The organism is Micromonospora sp. NPDC048835 (assembly GCF_040649995.1).
Classification (GTDB): Bacteria; Actinomycetota; Actinomycetes; order Mycobacteriales; family Micromonosporaceae; genus Micromonospora.
On record NZ_JBEZGM010000012.1, the window covers coordinates 151,263 to 165,969 of the forward strand.

19 protein-coding genes and 1 tRNA gene are annotated in these 14,707 nt (G+C 70.4%); 9 read left to right on the forward strand and 11 right to left on the reverse strand.

Annotated elements, in window-relative coordinates; translation table 11 throughout:
* The first annotated feature begins 100 nt into the window (after positions 1–100).
* From AB0C15_RS16970 to AB0C15_RS16985, 4 genes are all read left to right on the forward strand, one after another.
* Positions 101–181: transfer RNA gene (locus AB0C15_RS16970), tRNA-Leu, on the forward strand.
* A 105-nt stretch (positions 182–286) separates the two neighbouring features.
* On the forward strand, positions 287–1,102 hold the full coding sequence (locus tag AB0C15_RS16975; RefSeq protein WP_130407392.1) for a Bax inhibitor-1/YccA family protein: 816 nt from the start codon (positions 287–289) through the stop codon (positions 1,100–1,102).
* A gap of 136 nt (positions 1,103–1,238) precedes the next feature.
* A complete protein-coding gene (locus tag AB0C15_RS16980) occupies positions 1,239–1,997 on the forward strand; it encodes a Bax inhibitor-1/YccA family protein (protein ID WP_357352798.1) in 759 nt (252 codons plus the stop codon).
* 46 nt (positions 1,998–2,043) lie between these two features.
* Positions 2,044–2,364, forward strand: coding sequence for a hypothetical protein (locus AB0C15_RS16985; RefSeq protein ID WP_357352800.1), 321 nt, complete (start codon positions 2,044–2,046; stop codon positions 2,362–2,364).
* Between the two features lie 12 nt (positions 2,365–2,376).
* Here the strand turns inward: AB0C15_RS16985 and AB0C15_RS16990 are convergent, their stop codons facing one another.
* From AB0C15_RS16990 to AB0C15_RS17000, 3 genes are all read right to left on the reverse strand, one after another.
* Positions 2,377–3,639: an acetyl-CoA C-acetyltransferase gene (locus tag AB0C15_RS16990; RefSeq protein ID WP_357352802.1), complete on the reverse strand. Its 1,263-nt coding sequence runs from the start codon at positions 3,637–3,639 to the stop codon at positions 2,377–2,379.
* 78 nt (positions 3,640–3,717) lie between these two features.
* Positions 3,718–4,530, reverse strand: coding sequence for an SGNH/GDSL hydrolase family protein (locus AB0C15_RS16995; RefSeq protein WP_357352804.1), 813 nt, complete (start codon positions 4,528–4,530; stop codon positions 3,718–3,720).
* Complete coding sequence (locus AB0C15_RS17000; protein ID WP_357352806.1) at positions 4,527–5,579, reverse strand: SGNH/GDSL hydrolase family protein; 1,053 nt, start codon at positions 5,577–5,579, stop codon at positions 4,527–4,529. Before AB0C15_RS17000 ends, AB0C15_RS16995 begins: the two co-directional genes overlap by 4 nt.
* 150 nt (positions 5,580–5,729) lie before the next feature.
* Here AB0C15_RS17000 and AB0C15_RS17005 point away from each other — a divergent pair, with 150 nt between their 5' ends.
* Together AB0C15_RS17005 and AB0C15_RS17010 are read left to right on the forward strand one after the other, a co-directional pair.
* The gene (locus AB0C15_RS17005; protein WP_112582466.1) at positions 5,730–6,086 is read left to right on the forward strand and encodes a YkvA family protein; all 357 of its coding nucleotides are present in this window, start codon (positions 5,730–5,732) and stop codon (positions 6,084–6,086) included.
* Positions 6,087–6,158: 72 nt separating this feature from the next.
* On the forward strand, positions 6,159–7,529 hold the full coding sequence (locus AB0C15_RS17010; protein ID WP_357352808.1) for a cystathionine beta-synthase: 1,371 nt from the start codon (positions 6,159–6,161) through the stop codon (positions 7,527–7,529).
* Between the two features lie 584 nt (positions 7,530–8,113).
* Here the strand turns inward: AB0C15_RS17010 and AB0C15_RS17015 are convergent.
* From AB0C15_RS17015 to AB0C15_RS17035, 5 genes are all read right to left on the reverse strand, one after another.
* A complete protein-coding gene (locus tag AB0C15_RS17015; RefSeq protein ID WP_357352810.1) occupies positions 8,114–8,623 on the reverse strand; it encodes a GNAT family N-acetyltransferase in 510 nt (169 codons plus the stop codon).
* Positions 8,620–9,549 (reverse strand): ribonuclease Z, encoded by a 930-nt coding sequence (locus tag AB0C15_RS17020; protein WP_357352812.1) that lies wholly within the window; start codon positions 9,547–9,549, stop codon positions 8,620–8,622. The genes AB0C15_RS17015 and AB0C15_RS17020 overlap by 4 nt, the downstream gene beginning before the upstream one ends.
* 543 nt (positions 9,550–10,092) lie before the next feature.
* Complete coding sequence (locus AB0C15_RS17025) at positions 10,093–10,227, reverse strand: hypothetical protein (protein WP_357352814.1); 135 nt, start codon at positions 10,225–10,227, stop codon at positions 10,093–10,095.
* 131 nt (positions 10,228–10,358) lie between these two features.
* Positions 10,359–10,643 carry a hypothetical protein gene (locus tag AB0C15_RS17030; RefSeq protein ID WP_357352816.1) on the reverse strand — a complete coding sequence of 95 codons (285 nt, stop codon included), beginning with the start codon at positions 10,641–10,643 and terminating at the stop codon, positions 10,359–10,361.
* On the reverse strand, positions 10,643–10,942 hold the full coding sequence (locus AB0C15_RS17035) for a hypothetical protein (RefSeq protein ID WP_357352818.1): 300 nt from the start codon (positions 10,940–10,942) through the stop codon (positions 10,643–10,645). Before AB0C15_RS17035 ends, AB0C15_RS17030 begins: the two co-directional genes overlap by 1 nt.
* Before the next feature lie 361 nt (positions 10,943–11,303).
* Here AB0C15_RS17035 and AB0C15_RS17040 point away from each other — a divergent pair, with 361 nt between their 5' ends.
* Positions 11,304–12,071, forward strand: a complete 768-nt coding sequence (locus tag AB0C15_RS17040) for a DUF5753 domain-containing protein (protein WP_357352820.1) — start codon at positions 11,304–11,306, stop codon at positions 12,069–12,071.
* Positions 12,068–12,253 carry a DUF397 domain-containing protein gene (locus AB0C15_RS17045; RefSeq protein ID WP_357352928.1) on the forward strand — a complete coding sequence of 62 codons (186 nt, stop codon included), beginning with the start codon at positions 12,068–12,070 and terminating at the stop codon, positions 12,251–12,253. Before AB0C15_RS17040 ends, AB0C15_RS17045 begins: the two co-directional genes overlap by 4 nt.
* Here AB0C15_RS17045 and AB0C15_RS17050 read toward each other — a convergent pair.
* The gene (locus AB0C15_RS17050; protein ID WP_357352822.1) at positions 12,201–12,521 is read right to left on the reverse strand and encodes a nucleotidyl transferase AbiEii/AbiGii toxin family protein; all 321 of its coding nucleotides are present in this window, start codon (positions 12,519–12,521) and stop codon (positions 12,201–12,203) included. The two genes, AB0C15_RS17045 and AB0C15_RS17050, sit on opposite strands and share 53 nt — an antisense overlap.
* A 3-nt stretch (positions 12,522–12,524) precedes the next feature.
* On the reverse strand, positions 12,525–12,866 hold the full coding sequence (locus tag AB0C15_RS17055) for a hypothetical protein (RefSeq protein WP_357352823.1): 342 nt from the start codon (positions 12,864–12,866) through the stop codon (positions 12,525–12,527).
* 609 nt (positions 12,867–13,475) lie between these two features.
* Between AB0C15_RS17055 and AB0C15_RS17060 the strand changes: the two genes are divergently transcribed.
* Complete coding sequence (locus AB0C15_RS17060) at positions 13,476–13,994, forward strand: hypothetical protein (protein ID WP_357352825.1); 519 nt, start codon at positions 13,476–13,478, stop codon at positions 13,992–13,994.
* A 1-nt stretch (position 13,995) separates the two neighbouring features.
* On the opposite strand, the gene msrA is transcribed toward AB0C15_RS17060, so the two are convergent.
* On the reverse strand, positions 13,996–14,664 hold the full coding sequence (msrA, locus tag AB0C15_RS17065; protein WP_357352827.1) for a peptide-methionine (S)-S-oxide reductase MsrA: 669 nt from the start codon (positions 14,662–14,664) through the stop codon (positions 13,996–13,998).
* Positions 14,665–14,707: the final 43 nt, after the last annotated feature.

Consider the following 14,707-nt stretch of genomic DNA (forward strand, 5'->3'; position numbering starts at 1 on the left):
GCATCGACCCTAATGTGGCCAGGCCTGCGGGGTACGCCGGGTCGCCGTAGACCGGCTACGGTGACACTGCACAGGGCGTGTCGGCGCGCCGGTGCCACTCGCCCGGGTGGTGGAAAGGCAGACACGGCCGCCTTAAAAGCGGCTGCCGAAAGGCGTGCGGGTTCGACCCCCGCCCCGGGCACCTGTCGACTCACCCATTCTCATTCGTGATCTCCGGGACTTGGCTGTGCCGTCTACTCTTGGAGGGCACGTTCACGTGCAACGACCCCCTGAGGGAGGCCAGACAGTGAAGACCTCGAACCCGGTGCTCGCCCGGCTCGGCCAGGCGGCCGAGCGGGAGCGCTCCGCCGGGTACGCCCCGGCCGGGCCGTACGGACAGCCCGGCATTCCCCAGCAGTACCCGTCCCAGGCCGGTTACCCGGCCGCGCCACCGACCGTGGCGCCCATGACCGTCGACGACGTGGTCGTCAAGACGGTGGCTCTGCTCGGCATCCTCGGCATCACCGCCGCAGCCGCCTGGGTGCTCGTGCCCGACGCGCTGGTCGGTACCGCCTGGATCGGTGCGGCGGTGGTCGGCCTGGTCCTCGGCTTGATCATCTCGTTCTCCCGGATGGCCAACCCGGCGCTCGTGATCGCGTACGCGGTCGTCGAGGGCGTCTTCGTCGGCATGGTCAGCAAGGCGTTCGAGACGGCCTACGACGGCATCGTGCTGCAGGCCGCCGCAGCCAGTTTCGGCATCTTCTTCCTGATGGCGATGCTCTACAAGGCGAAGGTCATTCGGGCCACCCCGGCGTTCGTCAAGGGCATGATCGCGGTCATGACCGGCCTCTTCGCGGTCATGATGATCAACCTGGTGCTGGCGCTGTTCGGCGTCAACACCGGCCTGCGCGACGGCAGCCCGCTGGCCATCGGCTTCAGCCTGGTCTGCATCGTGGTCGCCTCGCTGAGCTTCGTGCTCAGCTTCAAGGAGATCGAGGACGGCGTCCGGATGGGCCTGCCCCAGCGCTACTCCTGGGTGGCCGCGTTCGGCATCCTGGTCAGCCTGGTCTGGCTCTACATCGAGATCCTGCGCCTGCTGAGCTACTTCCAGGGCGACGACTGACCTCGTCCGCACTGCCGACCGGCGCCCGCTCCCACTCCGGTGGGGGCGGGCGCCGTCGTCCGCGCCGTTTGCCCGCCGCCGCCGGTCCGTCCGGGGGAGAGTGACTGCGAGGGGTACGCGGGCGGAGGAGGCGGCGGTGCGCAGCGAGAACCCGGTGCTCAGGCGGCTGGATGAGACCGGCCGGGTGGAGGCCCGGGTGCTCGGCGCCCGTGACGTCGAGCCGATGACAGTCGACGACGTGGTGGTCCGTACCGTCGGGTTGCTGCTCGTGACCGGAGCGGCCGCGGCGGTGTCCTGGGCGGTGATCCCCGACGCCGTGTGGCTGGGCGCCGCGCTGGCCGGCAGCGCGCTCGCCTCGATCGCGCTGGTCCTGGTCATCTCGTTGCGGGGGATCACGAACCCGGTGCCGATCGTCGGCTACGCCGTCCTTCAGGGTCTGCTGCTGGGGGTGGCGAGCCGGACCTTCGAGCAGGTCTATCCGGGCATCGTGGTGCAGGCGGTGGCCGGCACCTTCGGCGTGTTCCTCGGCATGGCCGCGCTCTACCGGGCCCGGGTGATCCGGGCGACGCCCCGGCTGGCCCGCCTGGTGATCGGCACCCTGCTCGGCATCGCCGTGCTCAGCGTGGTCAACCTGGTCTCGTACCTGATCACCGGGCGCGCGGGTCTGGCGGTCTACAGCGTCAGCGGGGAGGTCGGCTGGCTGCCGTACGCCTTCTCGGTGGTGGCCATCATCGCCGGCGCGTTCAGCTTCATCCTCGACTTCGACCTCGTCGAGCGTTCGGTACGCGACGGTCGAGCCCGTCGGTACGCGTGGCTGAGCGCGTTCGGCCTGCTCACCGGGTTGGTCTTCCTCTACTGGCAGATCCTGCGGTTGCTCAGCTACCTGCGCCGTTGACCGGCCCGACCCGGCGCGGCAGGTGTCGGCCGTAGACTCGTCGGCGATGAGCGCAGCGGAGTTGGACAAGACCGTGCAGTTGCTGGTCGGTCAGATCGCGCACTGGCAGCAGCCCCGGTGGGCTGCCATCGCGACCGCCGGCAACGTGTCCCGCGCCGACCTGGTGCACCGCCTGGTGCAGGAGGTCGCCAACCTGGCCGCCGACGCCGAGGGGGAGCCCCGTCGGGTCGTGCCCCGGCTCGACAACGACCTGGCCCTGCCCGACCAGTTGCGGGTCGTCACTGCGGACCTGCTGGCCGCCGACCCGGGCGCCGAGGCGCTGACCCGGGCCGCCGCCGAGGTGACGGCGACCCGCGGCGCGCTCTGAGGGCGACCCGGCTCAGCTGAGCCGTTCGAGCACCATGGCCATGCCCTGGCCACCGCCCACGCACATGGTCTCCAGACCGATGGTCTTGTCGTGCCACTCAAGTGCGTTGAGCAGGGTGCCGGTGATCCGGGCGCCGGTCATGCCGAACGGGTGACCGACCGCGATGGCCCCGCCCATCACGTTCAGCTTCTCCTCCGGGATACCCAGCTCGCGGTAGGAGGGGATGACCTGCGCGGCGAACGCCTCGTTGATCTCGACCAGGTCGACGTCGTCGATGGTCATACCCGCTCGACGCAGCGCCTGCCGGGACGCCTCGACCGGCCCGAGACCCATGATCTCCGGCGACAGGGCGGTCACCCCGGTCGAGACGATCCGGGCCAGCGGGGTGAGCCCGAGTTGGTCGGCCCGCTCGGCGCTCATCACCACCACGGCTGCCGCGCCGTCGTTGAGCGGGCAGCAGTTGCCAGCGGTGATCCGACCGTCCGGGCGGAACACCGGCTTCAGGCCAGCGACCGCGTCGAGGGTGACGCCGGCCCGGGGCCCGTCGTCGGTGCTCACCACTGTGCCGTCCGGCGTGGTGACCGGGGTGATCTCCCGGCCCCAGAAGCCGTCGGCGATGGCCTTCTCGGCGAGGTTCTGGCTGCGTACGCCGAACTCGTCCATGTCGGCGCGGGTGACGTCGTACACCTGGGCCAGGTTTTCCGCGGTCTGCCCCATGCTCAGGTAGACGTCGGGCAGCTCGCCGGCGTCCCGAGGGTCGGTCCACACCTCGGCGTCGCCCTGCGCGCGGCGCTTCGAGCGCTCGCCCGCCGAGCCGAAGCGGGGGTTCTCCCAACCGCCACCCACCAGGGCCTGCGCCTCCGGTGGCAGCCCGTCGGAGCTGCCCCGGGCGTAGCGGGAAACCATCTCCACCCCGGCGGAGACGAAGACGTCGCCCTCACCGGCCCGGATCGCGTGCATCGCCATCCGGGTGGTCTGCAACGAGGAGGCGCAGTAGCGGGTCAGCGTGGCGCCGGGGACAGTGTCCAGACCGAGGAGGGTGGACACCACCCGGGCCATGTTGAAGCCCTGCTCGCCGCCGGGCAGGCCGCACCCGAGGTGGAGGTCGTCGATCGTGGTCGGGTCGAGCGCGGGGATCTTGTCCAGTGCGGCCTGGACGATTGTCGCGGCGAGGTCGTCGGAGCGGACATCGCGCAGGGACCCCTTGTGCGCCCGGCCGATGGGGGAGCGGGCGGTGGCGACGATGACGGCGTCGCGGGACGACTCAATCGGCATGGACCAACGTTAACCCGCCAGTAACATGGCGCGGAAGAAGCCGGCACGGCGGGAAATGTCACCCCCAGCCGGGGCGATCTAGCGCCGGGTCGTGGCCGCCGCCGCGGCGACGATCGCGGGCAGCAGCGCGTGTGCCCACACCCGGTAGCCGTCGGCGGAAGGGTGGAAGCCGTCCTGGCACAGCGTCCCCGCGTCGGCCCGGAAAACCGGCCCGGTCTCGGTGGCCAGGTCGACAACGGAGCCGCCCGCCTCGAGCACGGCAGTGGTCTGCGCGCGGGCCACCCGGCGCCCGGACCAGCCGACCACCTGGCGCAGTGGCGGCGCGATGGCTCGTGCCGCGCCGAGGTCGGGGCAGGTGCCCACCACCACCTCGACGCGCGCCTCACGCAGCCGGTGCACCGCCGCGCCGAGATAGGCCGCCGCTTCGGACGGTCGACGCAGCCCGGTGGCGTCGTTCGCCCCGATCAGGATCAACGCCACGTCGGGCCGCTCACCGAGCAGGGCGCGGGCCACCTGGGTGGCGAGGTCCGTCGAGCGGGACCCGGAGACACCGACGCTGGACAGGTGCACCCGGCGGCCGGTCGGGCCCTCGGCGAGGAGGTTGGCCAACTGCCCGCCGACGGTGTCCTCCAGACGGTCGACACCCACGCCCAGGGCCGACGAGTCGCCAAGCAGCACCAGTCGCAGCGGAGAGGCGCCCGCCCGGCCGACCGTGGCGCGCAGGGCCAGGCCCAGCTCCGGTTGGGCGTAGCGCCGGTGCCGGGCGACGAACGCCTCACCAGCGAGCACGGCGGCGCCCCCAACGGTGCCGGCGAGCAGCGAGAACGCCGCCGCCCGGCCCAGTCGGCCGGCGAGGCCGGCGGTCACGCTCCGCGCGCTGCGCTCGTTCATGCCAGTCCCTCCACTGTCGAGGTGTCCGAGGCGGACCCGTGCTGCGGCACCGCACCGACACCGAAGAACGCCCGTCGGCGCAACTGCGCCCACCGGCCCGCCGGCCCTCGGTCGCGGCCCCGAACCTGGACGCCGCTGACCTCCGTGCCGGCGTGGCGGGCCGCCTCCTGCGCGGCCTCTGGCAGCGACCGTACGCCGTCGCCGCGCGTCGGAGTAGCCCGTCGTTCCGGGATCGCGCCGAGGGCGGAGAGCATCGTCGGCAGAAGCGCGGCGGCGGCCATCGCGTACCCCTCGGCGGAGGGGTGGAACCGATCCCAGGCGAACATCCGGGTCGGCTCGGCCGCGAACCGGGGGCCGAGCAGGTCACCGAGGGAGACGGTCCAGCCACCCGCCTCGACCACCGCCACCGTCTGGGCGGCGGCGAGTTGGCGGCTCCAGCGGTGCGCAAGCCAGCGCAGCGGCGGCTGGATCGGACGGATCGCGCCCAGGTCGGGGCAGGTGCCGACGACCACCTTGCACCCCGCGTCGCGAAGCGTGTGCACCGCCTCGATCAGATAACGCACCGCCAGACCACGCGGCGTGCGGTTGGTGATGTCGTTGCCACCGATGAGGATCACCGCGATGTCGGGTCGGCAGTCCAGTGCCGCCTCCACCTGGTGGCGCAGCGCCGCCGAGATGGCGCCGACCACCGCGAAGCGGTGCAGCTGCACCGGACGGTGCAGTCGACGGGACAGGCCGGTGGCGAGCAGCGCCCCGGGTGTCTCGCGACGGCGGTGCACCCCGTAACCGGCCGCCGACGAGTCACCGAGCACCACCATGGTGAGCGCCGGACCGGGGAACTTGGCACCGTACATCCCGTCGCAGCGCGGCGGCGGCGCCTCGGCCATCGGGATGGTGCGGCGGGCCTGGCGGGCCTGGCCGAGCAGCACCCCGCCGGTCGCCACCGCGGCCGCCGCGGTGGCGCCTGTCCCGATGGCTGCCAGCCGCGCGACGCGCCGGGCCTGCCGCCAGCGCTCGCTAGCGGGTACGACGGAACGTGCCACCCCCATACCGCGACATTATCGCGCGGGCACGACAGCTCGCTGTCGTCGTGACGGCACCCGGGTGCCTGGAAACCGACGCGACGGGGTACCTGAGTGGGAGAGGCCGGCCGACTTGCGCCGACCCGCCACGATGATCCGGCGGAGAGGAGCGCGACGATGGGTAAGACACTGAAGCGCAGCGCGGCATTCACGGCCCTGGCGCGGGCACTTGCGGCCGGGGCGCGCAACGGGCCGTCGATCGGCACCCGGTTGGCCGCGCTGCCCCGGATGATCCGAGCCACCACCAAGGGGGAGTACGACGGTGGCCTCCGGCTGGCGTTGATGACCGCGGCGACCGCGTACATCGTCTCGCCTATCGACCTGCTCCCGGAGATCCCGCTGGCGATCTTCGGGCTGGCCGACGACGCCGTCATGGTCACCTGGTTGGCCGGCAGCGTGCTGGCCGAGACCGACCGCTTCCTGGAGTGGGAGGCCCGCCGCAGCTCGGTCATCCCCGGGGGGCTGGTGCCCTGACGGCACGTACGCTTGGCGGCGAGGAACGTCTTCCCCGGCCGCCACCGTCGGCGCCGCAACGAAGGGCACACCGTGCAGTACTACGACAACGTCGTCGACATGATCGGAAACACCCCTCTGGTGCGTCTGCGTAACGTCACCGAGGGCATCCAGGCCACCGTGCTGGCCAAGGTGGAGTACGTCAACCCGGGCGGCTCGGTGAAGGACCGGATCGCGCTGCGGATGGTGGAGGACGCCGAGGCCGCCGGTCTGCTCAAGCCCGGCGGCACCATCGTCGAGCCGACAAGCGGTAACACCGGCGTCGGTCTGGCCCTCGTCGCCCAGCTCAAGGGCTACCGGTGTGTCTTCGTCTGCCCCGACAAGGTCAGCCAGGACAAGCAGGACGTGCTCCGGGCGTACGGCGCCGAGGTGGTGGTCTGCCCGACCGCCGTCGCGCCGGAGGACCCGCGCTCGTACTACAACGTCTCCGACCGGCTGACCCGGGAGATCCCCGGTGCCTGGAAGCCCAACCAGTACAGCAACCCGGCCAACCCGCGTTCGCACTACGAGACCACCGGCCCCGAGCTGTGGAAGCAGACCGACGGCGAGCTCACCCACTTCGTGGCCGGCGTCGGCACCGGCGGCACCATCTCCGGCATCGGCCGCTACCTGAAGGAGGCGTCCGAGGGTCGGGTGCGGGTCGTCGGGGCGGACCCGGAGGGCTCGGTCTACTCCGGCGGCACTGGTCGGCCGTACCTGGTCGAGGGCGTCGGCGAGGACTTCTGGCCGGAGACGTACGACCGGGGTGTCGCCGACGAGATCGTCGAGGTCTCCGACAAGGCGTCCTTCGACATGACCCGGCGACTGGCCCGCGAGGAGGGCCTGCTGGTCGGCGGCTCCTGCGGGATGGCGGTGGTCGCCGCCCTGGAGGTCGCCCGTCGGGCCGGCCCGGACGACGTGGTGGTGGTATTGCTGCCCGACGGCGGCCGCGGCTACCTCTCGAAGATCTTCAACGACTCGTGGATGGCCCGGTACGGCTTCCTCGACAACTCCGGCGCCGAGCCGACGGTGGCCGACGCGCTGGCAAGCAAGCCGGGCCAGCTGCCCGAGCTGGTGCACGTGCACCCCACCGAGACGGTCCGGGACGCGATCGACTACATGCGCGAGTACGGCGTCTCGCAGTTGCCGGTCCTCAAGGCCGAGCCGCCGGTGGTGACCGGTGAGGTCGCCGGCTCGATCGCCGAACGGGACCTGCTCGACGCGCTGTTCACCGGTCAGGCCCACCTGCACGACACGATCGAGCGGCACATGGGTGACCCGCTGCCGATGATCGGTGGCGGTCAGCCGGTGAGCGAGGCGGTGGGCATGCTGGAGAAGTCCGACGCCGCCCTGGTCCTGGTCGACGGCAAGCCCAAGGGCGTCCTGACCCGCCAGGACCTCCTGGCCCACCTGGGCGCCCACTGACTCCCGCCCGGTGCCCCGCCTGCGGGCGGGGCACCGGGTGACCGTCCGGCCCTTTGCTCTGCTGACGCATACGCACCACCCTTACCGCCGCGCTTACCCCACCCCCGCGCTCACCCCGCACTCACCCCCCGCGCTGACTCCGCCTTCCGCGCTCACCTCCGCGCTGACCCCGCCTTCCGCGCTCACCCCGCACTGACCCCCGCCCCGGCTGCTCGCGTCGCGCTGACCCCGCCTTCCGCGCTCACGTCGCACTGACCCCCGCCCCGGCTGCTCGCGTCGATCATGGACTTGTGGTGGTGTGCAAAGGGGGTGAAAGTCACCAAGGCGCCCACCACAAGTCCATGATCGACCAGGCAGGTCGGCGTGGGCGGGGCACCGTGGGACCGTTGCGCCCCTGCCCTACCCCGCGCCGTCGATCTTGTACTTACTGTCGCCCAAATACCGCTCTTGTCACGTTTTGCGACAACAGAAGATGCAAGATCGGCGCGGGCGCGGGCGCGGGCGCGGGCGGCGCAGGGCGCGGGCGCGGGTGGCGCGGGGCCGGGCGCGGGTGGGGGTGGGGGTGCGTGGGGTGGGAGTTGGGGTTAGAGGGGGCGGGTGTAGCGGAGCTGGGGGGTGAGGGCGGTGCCGATGTGCTCCTCGCGCTCCACGCCCGTCGACGTCCAGCCGCCGCGCTCGTAGAAGGAGCGGGCGTGGGCGTTGTCCCGGAGTACCCAGAGCACCCCGCGCCGCCAACCTCGGGCGCGCATGGCGTCCAGCGAGTCCACCATCAGCGCGCGACCGACGCCCCGGCCCTGCTCGCGCGGGTCGAGGTGGATCGCGTTGAGCAGCCCGGTGCCGGGGTCGTCCTCGTCGTCCGGGCCCAGGTGGCTGAACCCGACCAGCGCCCCGGCCCGCTCGGCCACCGTCATCCGATGGGTGTCGCGCTCCCAGTGCCACCGCTCGACCCAGTAGCGCCCCATCGCCTCCGCTGTCGGGTCGGCAAGCGCCTCGGCCGGCAGGAAGGCGGAGTACGCGGCGACCCGGGAGCGCTGGTGCAGAGCACCCACCGCCATCAGGTCGCCTTCGGTCGCGGGGCGGAGCGTGACGGTCACCCGGCCGAGGCTACCCGGCGCGGCGGCAGCTGCACGGTGGTGAGGTCCTCGGCGATGACCAGCTCACCGTCGAAGTGGGCGCGCGCCTCGTCGTGGAACCGGCGCGGGTCGGGGTAGCGCTGGGAGAAGTGGGTGAGCACGAGTCGGCGTACCCCGGACTCGGTCGCCACCCGGGCGGCCTGCGCCGCGGTCAGGTGGCCGACCTCGGCGGCGAGCGCGGCCTCCGACTCCAGGAACGTCGACTCGATGACCAGCAGGTCGGCGTGCTCGGCGAGGGCGTACACCCCGTCGCAGAGGCCGGTGTCCATCACGAACGCGAACCGCTGCCCCGGCCGGGGCACGCTCACCTCGGCGCGGGTGACGCGACGTCCGTCGAGGTCCAGGTGCCCGACGCGGATCAGCTCGCCGACGGCCGGCCCCACGATGCCGTACGCGGACAGCCTCTCCGGCAGCATCCGGTGCCCGTCCGGCTCGACCAGGCGGTAGCCGTACGTCTCGATGGGGTGCCGGAGCCGACGTGCCTCGAGCGTGCCGCAGCGCAGGGCGATCCGCTGCCCGTCGGCCTCAATGGGCTCGACGTGCAGCTCGGCGGTCTCGTAGAACGAGGTGGCGTACCGCAGCCGGGTGAAGTATTCGGCGCCGCCGGCGGGGAAGTGCACGGCGACCGGGTGCGCCACCCGGTCCAGCGAGAGCCGCTGGATGGTGCCGGGCAGGCCGAGGCAGTGGTCGCCGTGGAAGTGGGTGACGCAGATCCGGGTCAGGTCGGTGGCGGTGACGGTGGTGTGCAGGAGTTGACGCTGACTGCCCTCACCCGGGTCGAAGAGGATCACCTCGTCGTCCCAGCGCAGCACGTACCCGTTGTGGTTGCGCTGCCGGGTGGGCGCCTGGCTGGCCGTCCCCAGCACCACCAGTTCGCGCATCGACATCGAGGGCCTCCGGATATGGAGCGACCCCCGGGGCGCTCCGCGCATGTGCGCGGGCCGGCTGGACTTGGCCGGCACCCCGGGGGTCGGGTGGCTGTCGTGGATTCGCCGCACCGCTGCCACACGGTCTCGACGATGGTGCTTTTGCCCGCCTCGCGGCGAGCCGATCACTGTCGAGGACAGCGGCTAGCTGACAGCCACCTCACGAGTCCGATTGCTATACAAGTCTGGACCACCTCCTTTCACGTGTACGGCCACGTTATCGAGTTCTCGTCGGGCTCGGCAACGGATTTCGATCACAGGGCCGAACGGGAATGCCCCGGCCAGTTGCTCAGGTGGCGAAGGTCGGGTCGGCGTACCCCATCCTCCGCATCTTCGCGACGGTGAAGACGATCATGATCTCGTCGCCCGACGATGTGCATCTCGCCGTCGCCGCGAAAGGCGCTGACGCTGGGCATCTCGATACGACCGGACAAGGGGGCCTCCTGGGCGCAATCGTCGTGTGGTGCGGACGTCGGTCGTATGGGCCAGGAGGTCCCGGGGCGTTCAGACTTTCTCGTCGACTCTTTCCGAGCGCGGGCGCGTCCACCCCAGGAACCGCTCGGCGTACGCCGCCGGGTCAGGCTTCAGGCCCAGCCGCAGAGCGTCGGTGAACGCTTCTCGCGCGAGCGTGGTCAGCATGAGGAGCATCCCGACGCGGTCGCCGCGCCAGCGGGAGAGCAGTGATAGCCGCGCGGCGGAGCACGGCCAGTGCGAGCCGCAGCGCGTGCACCGCCAGTGCGGCATACCGGGGTGGTGCGGGCGGGGCCGCATTAGTCGGCCCCCGGCCGGATCGGCGAGGGTATGCGGGCCTCGTCGGCACGGCGCGGGGCCTGGGCGATCAAATCCACGCCCGCGCGCATCACGAATAGCTCGCGCTTCGCGCCTGTCCCGCGGTGCGGGTCCAGCTCGTAACCTTCGAGCCACAACCACCCGTAGGGCTTGCGCCGGTCGGTCAGCTCCCGAGCGACCCGCACAACGATCGGGCGCACGAACTGAGGGCTCGCGGCCCGCGTCAAGCGGACCACGTCCCCTGCCACGAACGCGCGCTCGGTCATCAGCCGACCCGGACAGGGGTACGGGCGACCGGACGGCGAGTAGTCCGTCCAGCGGACGGGGCCGGGGCGGGCGGATCCTGCCAGATCAGGCCGGCAGGCATGACGAACAACGAACGTCGCTCGACAGCGTCGCCATTCGCGCCCAACTGGTAGACGTCGATCCAAAGCCACCCGTAGTAGGTCGGCCAATCGAGCGCCCGAATGACGCGCACGATGATCGGGCGCATGAACTGCACACTCGCGGCGGCGGTCAGGCGCAAGACGTCGCCCGTCCTCGGCGTGCGCACGGCCTCCGTCATGCGGCCACCCCCGACGGGCGCCAGCGGGTGTCAGGGACACGGTTGGCGCGTGTGACAGGCCAGATTGGAACGACGGTCCCCGGCGGCCACGGGATCGGCGGAGGCGTGGGCTTCGGGTCGGTCTTCGGCTCAGGCTTCGGTTCTGGCTTCGGCTTGTCCGGCACGGCGCTCCCCCTCGTCAGGATTAGGGGGGCCGCCCCTGAGTGCTCGCCCGCGAGGCGGCCCCGGGCTAACACCGCCGCCGGGCTGCGCCTCCACCAGCGGTGCCGCTTACCCACCACCATCGCGAACAGTGATGGGACCAGTACACGACGTTGGTCTATTCTCAGGGGACGTTCGGGACGTCCATCGTGGAGGCGGGATGAACCATGCACTTCAGGCGGCGATGACCGAGGCTGGCGAGACAGCAGAGAGTTTGGCAGTTCAAACGGGTGTTGACCCGAAGACAGCAGCGCGGTGGATAAGCCCGGGACGTGTGCCGCAACCGCGACGGCGCGCGAAGCTAGCAGCGATCCTCCGGCGGGACGTTGGGGACCTCTGGCCGGATGTCCTGAAACGGCGCGAGCCGCAATGGCTGCGCGAGTGGGTCGACTGGGAGCGCGAGGCGGTCGCGATTCGGTGGTTCGAGCACACATGGGTACCCGGCCTGTTGCAGACCGAGGCATATGCGCGGGCAACGCTCGCGGGCGAAGCTCTGACCGCGGACGAGGTTGCAGACGTCGTAGCTTCGCGCATGGACCGACAAGCCATCGCGCGTCGCGAGCGTCCGCCCCTGCTGGTCGCGGTCATTCATGAACTGGTGCTGTATCAGTCGGCGTATGGCGATCGGGCGCTGATGCGGGAGCAGTGCGAACACCTCGCCGAGTGCGCCGCGCTGCCGTCGGTTCAGGTGCTAGTGGTGCCGCGGGACGTCGGGATGTATCCGGGCCTAGGTGGTGGGTTCATCGTGGCGGAGCTACCCGACGGCGAGCACGTGGCGCACGTCGACAGCCAGGCGCGGGCGCAGATCGTAAATCAGGCTGCGGACATTGCTACGCTGAATCGCAGATGGGAGCGCATCAGGAGTGAGGCTTTGTCCCGTCTTCAGTCTCTAGACCTGATCAGGAAAGCAGCGGGATCATGGACATGACCGGCGCACAGTGGCGTAAGAGCACGAAGAGCGGCAACAACGGCGGATCGTGCGTTGAAGTCGCCGACAACCTCCCGGGCGTCGTCCTCGTCCGTGACACGAAGGATCGCGACGGGGGAACGCTGACCTTCAGCGCCGCCGCGTGGCGTGGCTTCGTGTCGATGGCGCGAGACGCCAGCTGAACGACTGACCGCGAAAGCCCCCGGCCGGGTCGGGGGCTTTCGCGTGGGGCGACGGCGCGTATTGGTGCTCTTCCACAGCTTTGATGACGTTGTCGACCGCTTCCGGGAACGAGGCGCGTAGATGCCAGGCCGTGAAGAGATCCACGTCGCCGCTGAGTCGATTGCCCATGCCGTGCGCCCTCACTGCGTAGCCACCGGCCAGGGCGAAGCCAAATCGGCCGGCAGCCGCGAGAGCGACTCTGGTGATCTTGATGTGGCTCGGCAGCATCGTTCAGGCGGCGCGTCGAGGGACGCTGCGGAGTTCGGGGAAGCGTTCTTCCCAGGCGCGGCGAACGGCTTGGGGTAACCACATTGATGGCCAGAGCTGGATCAGCGAGTCGCGGCTGACGTAGGCGTAGAGGTCAGTCGGACTAGCGGCCTCGTTGAGGACGGTTCGGTACAGGTCGCCGACGCGCCCGGGCTGCGTAAGGTCGTAACGAGAGTTGCCGGACCACTTCAAGTGGCGTGGTAGATCTACCACCCCGGATGTGGGCCCGCGAAGATCATCAAGGGTTTCGGGCACGACGACCGGCTTGGCGTAACCGTGTGGACGGCTGGCGCTGTCACCGCTCATCGTGCCCTCCCGTACGTCTGAATCAGGCTAACGCCTCGACTCAGCCGCCGACACGGGCCACGCCGACCGGGCAGCTCAGCCCGTTCGGTGCAGGATGCAGTTACCCGCATAGAGATCCGGCTGTGCGCGTAGTGCGCACATGCGCGAGGCCAGTGCGCGGGTAGCGGGGGATCACCTGCCCCGACGTCAGGCCGCCAGGAGCCTCAGGCGCGTTTCCACGACTACCTCATCGAGCCTCTCGAGAGTGGCGGCGAGCCCTGCGGCCTGCGCCCGCAGCCGGGTTCGCTCCTCCTCCAGGCGCTCGACCATGGCCGGGGTCGTCGTCCCAGTGTCGACGCAGGGCAAGATCTCCGCAACGTGCCGAACGGAAACGTTTTGGTAAGGCGGTCCAGCCGGGAGACAGAGGAACGCCCCGGCCGTTGGCCGGGGCGTTCCGCCTTCATCAAGGCGTGCTGTTGAGCCCGAGGTTAGGGGCACAGTAAGTGAGCCCTGTGGGGCCGTGGTTGCAGTACCCGTTCGGGTTCTTCGACTCTGACGGACGATGTAGTGCTCGGAAGGCCCGGCGATGGCTCAGCCGGGGCGGTTCCCGAGTGATGCGATCATGCGGACGTGGACATCGACGAGATCCGGGCCGCGTTCGAGGACGTATTCGATCAAGCCATCCTGTTCCACGGCTTCGCCGACCACATGCGTGACTACGACGTCTTCATCTATGCCACCGCCGACCCCAGCACCGGAATCGCACCCAAGCACCTGAGGTACCGGTTCAAGTACTGCGTCCGGGCCGTGGCCACCTCCGCCGTACCGCCCGCCGTCTGGAAAGACTCACTCGACGAGCGGCTCGTTGATTATGAACAGGGCGTTGACCTCGACGGATACGTATGGGGCGTCAAGTGGCAGGAGCTGTACCCAGGTATGAGACTGCTGGCTGACTCGCCCGACGCGGAGCGGTGGTCACAAGATCTAGATCTTCCGTTTCACGAAGCCGCCATCGGGACGAACGGCCACAACATCTCCCTGGTCTTCTCGGACCTGGCCGTCGACACGGTCGACATCGGGTTCGCGCCTTTCGTTTTGGCTGGAGGGGGACCAGACTTCAAGGTCCCCCTCCCCCAGGACGCCCGATGAGCTAGTGCGCTTCAGCGACTCGGGCCACGCCGACCGGGCAGCTCAGCCCGTTCGGGCCGTGGTTGCAGTACCCGTTCGGGTTCTTGGTCGGTGCCAGGTACTGCTGGTGGTAGTCCTCGGCGAAGTAGTAGCTGCCGAGCGGGGCGATCTCGGTGGTGATCTCACCCTTGCCGGCGCGCGTCACGATCGGCTGGAACGCGTCCCGGGACGACTCCGCGATGGTCCGCTGCTCGTCGGTGGTCGTGTAGATCGCCGAGCGGTACTGGGTGCCCACGTCGTTGCCCTGGCGCATGCCCTGGGTCGGGTCGTGGTTCTCCCAGAAGACCTTCAGCAGGTCCTCATAGTTGATCTTGCTGGGGTCGTACACCACCTGGACGACCTCGGCGTGCCCGGTCCGGCCGGAGCACGTCTCCTCGTACGTCGGGTTCTTGGTGATGCCACCCGCGTAGCCGGCGGAGGTGGTGTAGACGCCGGGCAGCGTCCAGAACAACCGCTCGGCGCCCCAGAAACAGCCCATGCCGAAGACCGCCACCTGCAGGCCCTCCGGGAACGGGCCCTTCAACGGGGTGCCCAGCACCTCGTGGCGGTCGGCGACCGGCATGGCGATCGGACGGCCCGGCAGGGCCTGGTCGGGCGAGACCATATCGGCGTTCATACGGCGCAAAAACACGGTGGGGATCTCCTCTCGTACCTCTCCCAGCGTGTAACACCGG

Coding starts and splice junctions, on each gene's coding strand:
- AB0C15_RS17000 (WP_357352806.1), bottom strand. CDS start 5,579: ATGGGGGTGGCACGTTCCGTCGTACCCGCTAGCGAGCGCTGGCGGCAG.
- AB0C15_RS16995 (WP_357352804.1), bottom strand. CDS start 4,530: ATGAACGAGCGCAGCGCGCGGAGCGTGACCGCCGGCCTCGCCGGCCGA.
- AB0C15_RS17005 (WP_112582466.1), top strand. CDS start 5,730: ATGGGTAAGACACTGAAGCGCAGCGCGGCATTCACGGCCCTGGCGCGG.
- AB0C15_RS17030 (WP_357352816.1), bottom strand. CDS start 10,643: ATGACCGAGCGCGCGTTCGTGGCAGGGGACGTGGTCCGCTTGACGCGG.
- AB0C15_RS17045 (WP_357352928.1), top strand. CDS start 12,068: ATGACCGGCGCACAGTGGCGTAAGAGCACGAAGAGCGGCAACAACGGC.
- AB0C15_RS17050 (WP_357352822.1), bottom strand. CDS start 12,521: ATGCTGCCGAGCCACATCAAGATCACCAGAGTCGCTCTCGCGGCTGCC.
- AB0C15_RS16985 (WP_357352800.1), top strand. CDS start 2,044: ATGAGCGCAGCGGAGTTGGACAAGACCGTGCAGTTGCTGGTCGGTCAG.
- AB0C15_RS17040 (WP_357352820.1), top strand. CDS start 11,304: ATGAACCATGCACTTCAGGCGGCGATGACCGAGGCTGGCGAGACAGCA.
- AB0C15_RS17020 (WP_357352812.1), bottom strand. CDS start 9,549: ATGTCGATGCGCGAACTGGTGGTGCTGGGGACGGCCAGCCAGGCGCCC.
- AB0C15_RS16990 (WP_357352802.1), bottom strand. CDS start 3,639: ATGCCGATTGAGTCGTCCCGCGACGCCGTCATCGTCGCCACCGCCCGC.
- AB0C15_RS17025 (WP_357352814.1), bottom strand. CDS start 10,227: ATGCTGACCACGCTCGCGCGAGAAGCGTTCACCGACGCTCTGCGGCTG.
- AB0C15_RS17035 (WP_357352818.1), bottom strand. CDS start 10,942: ATGACGGAGGCCGTGCGCACGCCGAGGACGGGCGACGTCTTGCGCCTG.
- AB0C15_RS17055 (WP_357352823.1), bottom strand. CDS start 12,866: ATGAGCGGTGACAGCGCCAGCCGTCCACACGGTTACGCCAAGCCGGTC.